We start from the raw sequence: 9667 nt of genomic DNA on the forward strand, positions 1-9667 counted from the left end.
AATCCAAACGATATGATGCCAGTGTATTCTCTGCCAGATTCCGCTCCAGCCACAGGGCATCAAGAAACTGTTCAATCAGCGGGTTATTTTGCTGTTGCATGACTGTTTCTCTCTTTGATTGGATGGGTTAGCCATTATGCCTGATGACGGGACAAATCTGGTACACTCGATGCTATTCCTTATTAGTAATGCTATGGCTATACATCATGAAGATTGGTCTCTTTTACGGCTCCAGCACCTGTTATACCGAAATGGTGGCAGAAAAAATACGCGACATCCTCGGCGAAGATCTGGTTGATTTACATAATCTAAAAGATGTCAGCCCCCGCTTGATGGAAGAATATTCCATTCTCATTATGGGGATCCCTACCTGGGATTTCGGCGAATTACAGGAAGACTGGGAAGCCGTTTGGCCGCAATTAACACAGCTTAATCTCAAGGGAAAGATTGTCGCCATGTATGGTATGGGCGATCAATTCGGTTATAGCGAATGGTTCCTTGATGCTCTAGGGATGCTGCATGACCATATTGCGCCGCTGGGGGTGAAATTTATTGGTTTTTGGCCGACAGATGGATTTGAGTTTACCAGCCCGAAACCGCTCAGTGCTGACGGTAAGCACTTTGTGGGGCTGGCGTTAGATGAGGTCAATCAATACGATTTAAGTGAAGAACGCATCGAACAGTGGTGTGATCAAATTCTGCTTGAGATGGATGCCCTGCTTTAATCGAATAAACGGGCACCCGCAGTGCCCGTTTGCTATACCCGTTTTCACTGGCGCTATTTTACTTCCATAACCGGAACGAATCTTGCGCACCGCCTCCAGCTGTAGCTGCGTCGCTCGATATCTCTTCGGCTTTCCGTTCGCTATCCGTTGATTCTGCGCTTTTCTGCCCGGTCAAACGTTGTGGGGAAGCCACCTGATACCAGTCTAACCGCCGGGTCAGCAACATGACCGCCGCGAGAATAATAAATAGCAGACCCGCACCTAATAGCAGCGCATTGTCTTCTGATTGCAATAGCCCAAACAATACGCCGTACAGCAGTAATAACCCGCCTGCAAATAATGCGCCACGCAACCACCCGCCTAGCACTGCACTTAAATAGATAGCAATCAACAGACTGCAACTCAAACTGGCGATAATATAAGCCAACGTGAACCCCAAGTGTTCAGAGAACGCCAGTAACATAAGGTAGAACAAAACCAATGCTGCGCCCACCAACAGATACTGAATAGGGTGTACGCGCAGTGACGTCAGGCTCTCGAACAGGAAGAAGCTAAAGAAGGTTAAGCCAATAAATAGAATGGCATATTTAATGGCGCGCTCGGCTAACTGATAGTGGTCAACCGGCTCAATCAAGCTGGTGGTGAAAGCGGGTAATTGGTCAAAATCATAGCGCACATTATCACCGGAAAAGTTGATATTCATGCTATTAGCCAACCAGTTACTGCTCCAATGTGCGCGGAAGCCTTTTTCATCCACTTTGCGTTGTAATGGCAAAAACTCACCAACAAAATTAGGATGCGGCCAGTTGCTCTGTAACGTCAGTTCGCTGCTGCGCCCGACGGGTACGACTGAAAGGCTGTTGGTGCCTGCCAGTGTCAGCTTAAAATTAACATCAAATTTGCCCTGGCGAACCTGCTCGATAGTCAGCGGTGCATGTACGCCTTGCGCCGTGCGCCCCAGAAATGCCCCCGGTTCGAAATTAATTTTTGCATTGCCCAGACTTAACGGCGAAATCTGCTGAATCCCTCGCGAATCACTCAGGGCCAACACTAATGACGGCATGCCAATGGTGACACCTTCGCGGTCTAAATCGTCCAGAGAAGAAGATTCAAATTGCCCGTGAAAATAGAACTCTCCCTGATAGACCTGAGCCTGGTAAATACCCAATTGGCGGACTTCAACATCCGGCGCGCCAGTGACTGTCATTACCTCCGGCAATAAGTAGCGATGGCGGCTCACCCGTTGCCCCTGCTTCTTGCCATCAACTTCGGTTTCAATCCATTCGCTGTAAGGCACGACAATCAGCGGGCCAAGGATCTTTTGCGCGCGACTGGTGCTGTCACTGACTTTGTCGACCACATTTTGACGATAGCCACTGCGTTCATTGATAACATTCAAAAGCATTTCTTTCGGGATCATCATCAAAAGAATGAGTCCCAATAACGCGGCTATTTTCCAAAACAGTACGGATTTGAACATGACGTGCTCTCCTTTTAAGGTCAGGGGAGCAGCTTAAGTGAGTGAAGTGAAAGGAAAATGAGGTTATGTGAAGTGAAAGTGAAGTCAGCGACTTAAGTGATAGCTAGCGGTAAGGTCAAACGAGCGCACACTCCGTGCGGCTGGCGGTTTTCAAGGGAAACATTCCCTTGATGAATAGCGGCAACTTCGCGCACAAAATTCAGCCCCAATCCGGTACTTTTTGGGCTATTGACCCGCGCTAGCGAATAAAAACGGTCAAAAATCTTCTCTTGGGCATAATCAGGAATACCACTGCCCGAATCTTCAACTGTTATTATATATTCGCGGCTTTGCCGTGCACCGCATAATGTCACTTCACCACCCGCTGGAGTGAAATCCAGTGCATTATCAATCAGATTGGTCAACGCCTGGCTGAGCAACAACCCGTCACCGGTTAATGTCGCGCTATCGGCACGGGTTAACCGCAAGTTGATACCTCGGCTGGCCGCCTGAGCTTCTTTGGTAACGATCGCTTGCTTGATGATGCTGCTTATTTCTATTGGGGACAGTTGCACGTCAACCCGGCTTTCCAGTCGTGCCTGTATCAGCATTTTATCCACCAAATGCTGAATACGCGCACTTTGCTGCTCAATATTGAGCAGAAAACGCTGAGCCGTAGCCGGCGGTGGGGATTCGCGCAATAGCTCAGCCGCGCCAGTAATCGCCGCCAGCGGGCTTTTCAACTCGTGAGTCAAGGTGTGGACGTATTGCTCGATGTAAGCTTTACCCTCTAACTTGAGCCGCATGCTTTCCAGTGCTCGCGCCAAATCATTCAGCTCGCTGCTGCCCATCGCGGGTAGCGCAACGTTCTGCCCCTCAGAAACCCGCTCGGCATAATCGACCAACTTGCCAATAGACCGGTTAATCCACCAGACAAACCCCAAGCCAATCAGCAAAGCAATTCCCAGTAATACGCCACCCGCCAGCAAGATTTTGCGCTCACTGCGTTTGATTACCGGGGCCATAGAAATATTGGGCTTACCCACACTGAGCACGCCAATAATTTGATTATCAACAATAACCGGAGCGGCCACATACATCACCGAACTTTGTTCATCTGTAGGATCAATGCGAGTGCTGCGAGCGCCGTAGTCACCCCGCAGTGTCAGCCAGACATCATTCCAGCGCGAATAGTCTTGCCCGACGGCTTTACCGGATGAATCAAAAATCACCCGCCCCTCCGCATCAGTCAGATAAACCCGGTATTCATTGCGATCCTTACGGATACCTTCAATATTTGCGCCGATTGGCCGCAGATTGAGTGAAGCAAAAGCTTGTGCCAACTGACCACCGGCGACTTTATTTTGCAACATATCCTGACGGGCGAATTGCGCCAGCAAGGTGGCGGTATCGACCAATGTTCCTTCTGTTGCGCGTCGCACACCGGGTTTGACTTCCTGCACGAAAATACGAATGACAAAATAACCGGCGATGGCGACTATCAGGAAATAGCCCAGCAACAAACGCACACCTATTTTCATGGGTGATAACTCATGTTCGATACGTCAGGCTGTAACCCAGCCCACGGTGGGTGCGGATCGGCGACTCTTCATCGTAAGTCATACGCAGCTTTGAGCGCAGAGTTTTGATATGGGTATCGACGGTGCGATCTTGGCTCTCTTCTGCTTGCGCCCAGACAATATCCATCAATTGCTGGCGTGAAAATACACGATCAGGTGCCAGTAATAAGGTTTTCAGTAGCAGATATTCATAGCGGGTGAGCCATAAAACCTGTTGATGATAAGTGACTTTCGCCCCCGCTTCGTCCAGAGTGAAATGGCCGAACTGATGCAAGGTGGCAGAAGTAGCCCATGATTGAGATTTTTGCAGCCGCCGTAACACGGTGCGAACTCTGGCACTCACCTCACGCGGTGAGAAAGGTTTAGCGATATAGTCGTCGGCCCCAATTTCTAAACCGACAATCCGGTCCAGCTCTTCGCTACGTGCGGTTAAAAAGACTACCGGCAACTCCGGCACCTGAGCCAATATGCGGCGACACAGGTCAAAACCATTGATATCAGGTAAGCCCACATCGACTATCGCCAGCGCCGGCGGGCCATTGGCCAACGCAGCCAAGGCGGGCTCCCCCCGGTCAAACCACCGGAGGGTAAAACCTTCGCTTTCCAAGGTATAAATTAAGGTGTCAGCGATACTCGGCTCATCTTCCACCAGCCAGATTAAGGGCTTCATTAATTGATACCTTCATCGGAACCAAATGAATGGCGCAACAGCAGACACAATTTCCGCCATTCCTCTTCAGACATGCTGTCCGCCGCGAGCCATAAACGCTTACGGGTTGAGCGGTTGCTTGTCTGTTGTAAACTCAATAACACGCCATAACGGGTGATCCAGGGCTGCTTAATGACAACCCACTCGTGCCGTTTCCATAGCACTATATTGCCGGGTTTCAGCCTGATCTCGCCTTGGCAAGACGTGATATTTTTCTGGCTGCGGATACACTCAAACACCACTAACGTCAGTAACACCAACCACAGCGCGGTATAGCCCTGAGGCCAAGGCGCAACCAGCGTGAGTGTGACCAAGACGCCATGGGCTAATAGAGAGAAGAGTTGAGTGTGCCAGGATATCCGCAGGTCACATCGCCACTGGGCCACGGGCTTTATTTCGTGTTTGAATCAGTTTGACCATTTGACGCAGCTCACTATCCTGCGGTTCCCCGTGATTCATCAACCAGTTAAATAAATCTGGATCATCACACTCAAGCAAACGGATAAAAACCTGTTTCTCGTTATCGCTCAAGCCATCATATTCATGTTCAAAAAACGGCATGATAGAGATATCCAGTTCACGCATACCCCGACGGCACGCCCAGTGAATACGGGCTTTATTATCGATTTCCATGTCCTGATTGACTCCTCAAAAAAAGGATGCTGATAGGCTAAAGGCGAAATCATGCTGTTTTTTCAATCATATTCAGCACTTCGCCAAAGAATCTGTGGTTATTGTACCTCAGATATCGCCGAATTCAGATATTGAATAATAATGGTCAATCCGTGGAATAACTGCTTGCAATGCTAACCGGCTATTTTACCATTGGGACATCGGTTCACTGTTCCTCGCTGATAGGTAACACTTATCCGCAAGTACTCTTTTTTGAGGTATGCCATGGCTAATACCACTCCATTTGCTGCACAACCACCGGTCGCCTCTTCCGAGCTGCCACTCACATTGATCTCCCTTGATGACTGGGCGCTGGTGACGTTAACGGGTGCAGATCGCGTAAAGTACCTGCAAGGGCAAGTCACGGCTGATATTGATGCGCTACCCGCAGATAAGCATGTGCTGTGCGCCCATTGTGATGCTAAAGGGAAGATGTGGAGCAACCTGCGGTTATTTTATCGTGGTGAAGGGTTAGCCTTTATCGAACGCCGGAGTGTGCTTGATAACCAGTTGAGCGAGCTGAAGAAATATGCGGTGTTCTCCAAAGTGGTGATAGCCGCCCAACCTGATGCCGTTTTATTCGGTGTGGCAGGGGCACAGGCCAGAGCTGCGCTAGCGGAGGTTTTCGCCGAATTGCCTGATGCCGAGCACCCTGTGGTACAGCAAGGTGATAGCACGCTGTTGCATTTCTCGCTGCCTGCCGAGCGCTTCCTGCTGGTGACGGATGCCGAGCAGGCACAACAGTTAGTGGATAAACTGGCTGACCGTGCGCAGTTTAATAACAGCCAACAGTGGCTGGCGCTGGATATCGAAGCAGGCTTTCCTATCATTGATACCGATAGCAGCGCGCAATTTATTCCGCAAGCAACAAACATTCAGGCATTGAATGGCATCAGTTTCAGCAAGGGGTGTTATACCGGGCAGGAAATGGTCGCCAGAGCAAAATACCGCGGTGCCAATAAGCGCGCACTCTACTGGTTAGCCGGTCACGCCAACCGACTGCCCGCGGCTGGCGAAGATTTAGAATGGCAATTAGGTGAAAACTGGCGTCGCACCGGTAGCGTATTGGCCGCCGTCGCACTCAGTAATGACACGGTGTGGGTTCAAGCGGTACTGAATAATGATTTGGCCGCAGACAGTGTGCTACGCGTGCGTGATGATGCAGAAAGCGTGCTAACGATTCAGCCGTTGCCTTATTCATTGGCCGAAGATAAATAATATTTGCCTGTCTCCCGAGGCCGGTTATCCGGCCTCAGATTGCTGACAAAGTCAAATGAAGGGGAAACGTGCCGTTGGGGTCGTAACGGCGTGAGCCGTCGGAGTGCCCCTAGGTGTGGTCACCCCTTCACTCACTGAACTATAAACAAACCTCAGACCGGCTTCCCCAGCCTTCTAAAAATCAAGGATTAGACATACAAATAGATCGCCATAAAGTGACAAACGCTACCGCCCAATACAAAACCGTGCCAAATAGCATGGCCGAAGCGAATGCGCTTAGAGGCATAGAAAATCACACCCAACGTGTATAGCAAGCCGCCAATCGCCAATAATGCCAACCCGCCAATTTCAAGCTTGACCGCCAGTTGATAAATCACAATCAACGACAGCCAGCCCATCGTCAGATAGGTCACCAGCGACAACACTTCAAAGCGATGTGCAAAGGCCAATTTGAAAATGACGCCCACCAGTGCCAATCCCCATATCACCGCCATCAAACCGCGGGCTAACGGGGAGTCCAACCCCACCAATAGAAATGGTGTATATGTCCCGGCGATTAAGATGTAAATGGCACAATGGTCAAACTTCTGTAACCAGAGTTTCGCTTTGCGGTGTGGGATGGCGTGATACAAGGTTGAGGCTAAAAACAGCAGAATAATACTGCCGCCATACAGGCTATAACTGGTTAACGCCTTAGTATCCGCCCCATTATCTAGCGCCTGCACTAATAGCAAAACCAAACCGATAATGCCGAACACCACGCCAATACCATGGCTGATACTATTCGCTATTTCTTCCGCCCACGGATAAGACGGTGTTGTCGCTACCGTAGGAGTGACCGAAGTCGTGGGTATAGCTGATTTATTCTTCAATACTGATTATCCTGAAAATGAATTGTTATCTCATCCTGTGAGCATATTAGTGGCTCGAAAACTGTACAAAAAGACTGCACATAGGTTAACTGAGAATAATTCCAGTGTACATGTGTACGCTTAAATATTCTGTCAGTACATGTAACCCGCCATGTCTGTGGTTCAAATTAGGGTGACAAATCGAGCTTGAGCAGCAATTATTGCTCAGCGCCAAAAACAAAGGGTAATTTATGTCATTAGCAGTCTTGGATTTTGGTCCACTGACAGAAACTATTCAGTTTCTGATGGAAATCGATAAGCTAAAAGATATTCGCCACAGTTGCAGGCGGCACAGCAAAAAGGTTGGCTGAAGTAACTGAATACTCACTTATTTCCCGCCGGCTAAATCCAATACACTGCCAGTGACATAAGAGGCATGGTCTGACAGCAACCAGACGATGGCTTCTGCCACTTCTTGCGGATGCCCGCCGCGTTTCATTGGCAGTGAGCTTTGTACCCGATCAACTCGCCCCGGTTCACCGCCGCTGGCATGTATATCGGTATAGATTAAACCCGGACGAACGCCATTCACTCGGATGCCCTCTGCCGCCACTTCCAATGATAAACCGGTGGTGAGTGTATCAATAGCCCCTTTGGAGGCGGCATAATCGAGATATTCACCGGGCGCACCTAAACGGGCTGCGGCAGAAGAGACATTAACAATCGCACCGCCATTACCACCGTGGCGCAATGCCATGCGCTTGACGGCTTCGCGGCTACATAAAAAGTAACCCGTCACATTGGTGCTCAATACCCGATTAATGCGTTCAGCAGTTAACCCTTCGATACCCGATTGGGTAAACAAAATGCCGGCATTATTGACCAGCGCGGTGATCGGCCCGAGCTGGGCTTCAAGCTTTTCAAATAGCGCAACGACCTGTAGCTCATCAGCAATATCGGCTTGCAATGCCACCGCTAACCCACCGCCAGCAGCGATTTCTGCCACCACCTGGCGGGCAGCTTGTTCATCATTGATATAATTTACCGCAACCCGATAACCGTGCTTTGCTAATAGCAATGCCGTGGCACGGCCAATGCCACGACTGCCCCCTGTCACTAACGCGACTTTTTTATGCATATCCCATTTCCTTATTCCGTCGTTAGTATTTTTCTCAATTTAAAGAGTAAGAGTAGGCATTGATAGAGTTAATACCAATAACGAAAAAGGGCCGCTTGTGCGACCCTTAGACTACTGACAAAGTGGATTGAAGGGGAAATGTACCGAATGGGTCGTAACGGCGTGAGCCGTCGGAGCGCCCATCGGTACAGTCGCCCCGCTAATCTCGGTGCGACAAAATAGGTTTGTCATCAACCTCAGGGCCGCTCGCGCGACCCTATTTCATTTACTGAAAATATTTATTCATAATCACTGATTGGTACGCATGAGCAAAACAAATTACGGTCACCGTACACATCATCCAGACGTTTCACCGCTGGCCAGTATTTATTCTCCATCACACCTGCCACCGGGAATACCGCCAGCTCACGGCTGTACGGATGCTGCCACTCACCGACCAGCTCAGCTTGAGTATGCGGCGCATTCACCAACGGGTTGTCTTCCAGTGGCCATTCACCACGCGCCACTTTCTCGATTTCCGCGCGGATAGCCAGCATGGCGTCGATAAAGCGGTCTAACTCAACTTTACTTTCTGATTCAGTCGGTTCTACCATCAGCGTGCCCGCCACCGGGAAGGACATGGTTGGCGCATGGAAGCCAAAGTCGATTAAGCGCTTGGCGATATCCATCTCGCTGATACCTGTTGCTTCTTTCAGTGGGCGAATATCTAAAATACATTCGTGCGCCACACGGCCATCATGGCCGGTATACAACACTGGATAGGCTTCTTTCAGCCGAGTTGCAATGTAGTTGGCATTCAGAATCGCGACCTGACTGGCTTGTTTCAGTCCATCAGCCCCCATCATACGGATGTACATCCAGCTGATAGGCAAGATTGACGCACTACCAAATGGTGCCGCCGAAACCGCACCTTGTTGGGTCGTCATACCATCAATTTGCACCACACTGTGGCCCGGAACAAACGGTGCTAAATGTGCTTTAACACCAATCGGCCCCATACCAGGGCCACCACCGCCGTGTGGAATACAGAAGGTTTTGTGCAAGTTCAGGTGGGAAACATCCGCGCCAATATAGCCTGGAGTGGTTATCCCAACCTGCGCATTCATATTTGCGCCATCGAGGTAAACCTGACCACCAAACTGATGCACAATCTGGCAAACTTCGCGGATGGTCTCTTCATATACGCCATGAGTCGACGGGTAAGTCACCATAATACAAGAGAGTTCATCACCTGCTTCACCCGCCTTCTGGCGCAAGTCGTGCAAATCGATATTCCCTTGCTTATCACAGGCCACCACCACTACTGACATACCGG

10 protein-coding genes and 2 pseudogenes are annotated in these 9667 nt (G+C 49.8%); 3 read left to right on the forward strand and 9 right to left on the reverse strand.

All coding sequences use genetic code 11. The features are described from left to right. The coding region (locus ACNSO8_RS03115) for a site-specific integrase (protein ID WP_418393803.1) at positions 1-100 on the reverse strand (100 nt) is incomplete at its 3' end. A gap of 106 nt (positions 101-206) precedes the next feature. Between ACNSO8_RS03115 and fldB the strand changes: the two genes are divergently transcribed. Beyond that, a complete protein-coding gene (gene fldB, locus ACNSO8_RS03120; RefSeq protein ID WP_418393796.1) occupies positions 207-725 on the forward strand; it encodes a flavodoxin FldB in 519 nt (172 codons plus the stop codon). 58 nt (positions 726-783) lie between these two features. Here fldB and creD read toward each other — a convergent pair whose 3' ends face one another. The 5 genes from creD to sdhE form a co-directional block, all read right to left on the reverse strand. Continuing rightward, positions 784-2205 (reverse strand): cell envelope integrity protein CreD, encoded by a 1422-nt coding sequence (gene creD / locus ACNSO8_RS03125; protein WP_418393797.1) that lies wholly within the window; start codon positions 2203-2205, stop codon positions 784-786. 92 nt (positions 2206-2297) lie between these two features. After that, positions 2298-3725 (reverse strand): two-component system sensor histidine kinase CreC, encoded by a 1428-nt coding sequence (gene creC / locus ACNSO8_RS03130; RefSeq protein ID WP_418393798.1) that lies wholly within the window; start codon positions 3723-3725, stop codon positions 2298-2300. Positions 3726-3735: 10 nt separating this feature from the next. After that, on the reverse strand, positions 3736-4434 hold the full coding sequence (gene creB / locus ACNSO8_RS03135; protein WP_418393799.1) for a two-component system response regulator CreB: 699 nt from the start codon (positions 4432-4434) through the stop codon (positions 3736-3738). Further along, positions 4434-4859 carry a protein YgfX gene (locus ACNSO8_RS03140; protein ID WP_019082409.1) on the reverse strand — a complete coding sequence of 142 codons (426 nt, stop codon included), beginning with the start codon at positions 4857-4859 and terminating at the stop codon, positions 4434-4436. The genes creB and ACNSO8_RS03140 overlap by 1 nt, the downstream gene beginning before the upstream one ends. Continuing rightward, complete coding sequence (gene sdhE / locus ACNSO8_RS03145; protein ID WP_004390965.1) at positions 4840-5106, reverse strand: FAD assembly factor SdhE; 267 nt, start codon at positions 5104-5106, stop codon at positions 4840-4842. Before sdhE ends, ACNSO8_RS03140 begins: the two co-directional genes overlap by 20 nt. Positions 5107-5370: 264 nt before the next feature. On the opposite strand from sdhE, the gene ygfZ reads away from it, so the two are divergent. Continuing rightward, a complete protein-coding gene (gene ygfZ / locus ACNSO8_RS03150) occupies positions 5371-6363 on the forward strand; it encodes a tRNA-modifying protein YgfZ (RefSeq protein ID WP_418393800.1) in 993 nt (330 codons plus the stop codon). Between the two features lie 188 nt (positions 6364-6551). On the opposite strand, the gene trhA is transcribed toward ygfZ, so the two are convergent. After that, the gene (gene trhA / locus ACNSO8_RS03155) at positions 6552-7235 is read right to left on the reverse strand and encodes a PAQR family membrane homeostasis protein TrhA (RefSeq protein WP_418393801.1); all 684 of its coding nucleotides are present in this window, start codon (positions 7233-7235) and stop codon (positions 6552-6554) included. Positions 7236-7465: 230 nt separating this feature from the next. On the opposite strand from trhA, the pseudogene ACNSO8_RS03160 reads away from it, so the two are divergent. Beyond that, positions 7466-7549 (forward strand): annotated as a pseudogene (locus ACNSO8_RS03160) (HD domain-containing protein); the annotation flags it as partial. Positions 7550-7602: 53 nt separating this feature from the next. Here the strand turns inward: ACNSO8_RS03160 and ACNSO8_RS03165 are convergent. Together ACNSO8_RS03165 and ACNSO8_RS03170 are read right to left on the reverse strand one after the other, a co-directional pair. After that, complete coding sequence (locus tag ACNSO8_RS03165) at positions 7603-8352, reverse strand: SDR family oxidoreductase (protein WP_418393802.1); 750 nt, start codon at positions 8350-8352, stop codon at positions 7603-7605. Between the two features lie 278 nt (positions 8353-8630). Then, a pseudogene (locus ACNSO8_RS03170) lies at positions 8631-9667 on the reverse strand (glycine dehydrogenase (aminomethyl-transferring)); the annotation flags it as partial.

This window comes from Yersinia sp. LJYL362 (assembly GCF_048323875.1).

What these genes read in the sequence shown, in the direction of transcription:
- fldB (WP_418393796.1), top strand. Translation starts at nt 207, where the DNA reads ATGAAGATTGGTCTCTTTTACGGCTCCAGCACCTGTTATACCGAAATG.
- creD (WP_418393797.1), bottom strand. Translation starts at nt 2,205, where the DNA reads ATGTTCAAATCCGTACTGTTTTGGAAAATAGCCGCGTTATTGGGACTC.
- creC (WP_418393798.1), bottom strand. Translation starts at nt 3,725, where the DNA reads ATGAAAATAGGTGTGCGTTTGTTGCTGGGCTATTTCCTGATAGTCGCC.
- creB (WP_418393799.1), bottom strand. Translation starts at nt 4,434, where the DNA reads ATGAAGCCCTTAATCTGGCTGGTGGAAGATGAGCCGAGTATCGCTGAC.
- sdhE (WP_004390965.1), bottom strand. Translation starts at nt 5,106, where the DNA reads ATGGAAATCGATAATAAAGCCCGTATTCACTGGGCGTGCCGTCGGGGT.
- ygfZ (WP_418393800.1), top strand. Translation starts at nt 5,371, where the DNA reads ATGGCTAATACCACTCCATTTGCTGCACAACCACCGGTCGCCTCTTCC.
- ACNSO8_RS03165 (WP_418393802.1), bottom strand. Translation starts at nt 8,352, where the DNA reads ATGCATAAAAAAGTCGCGTTAGTGACAGGGGGCAGTCGTGGCATTGGC.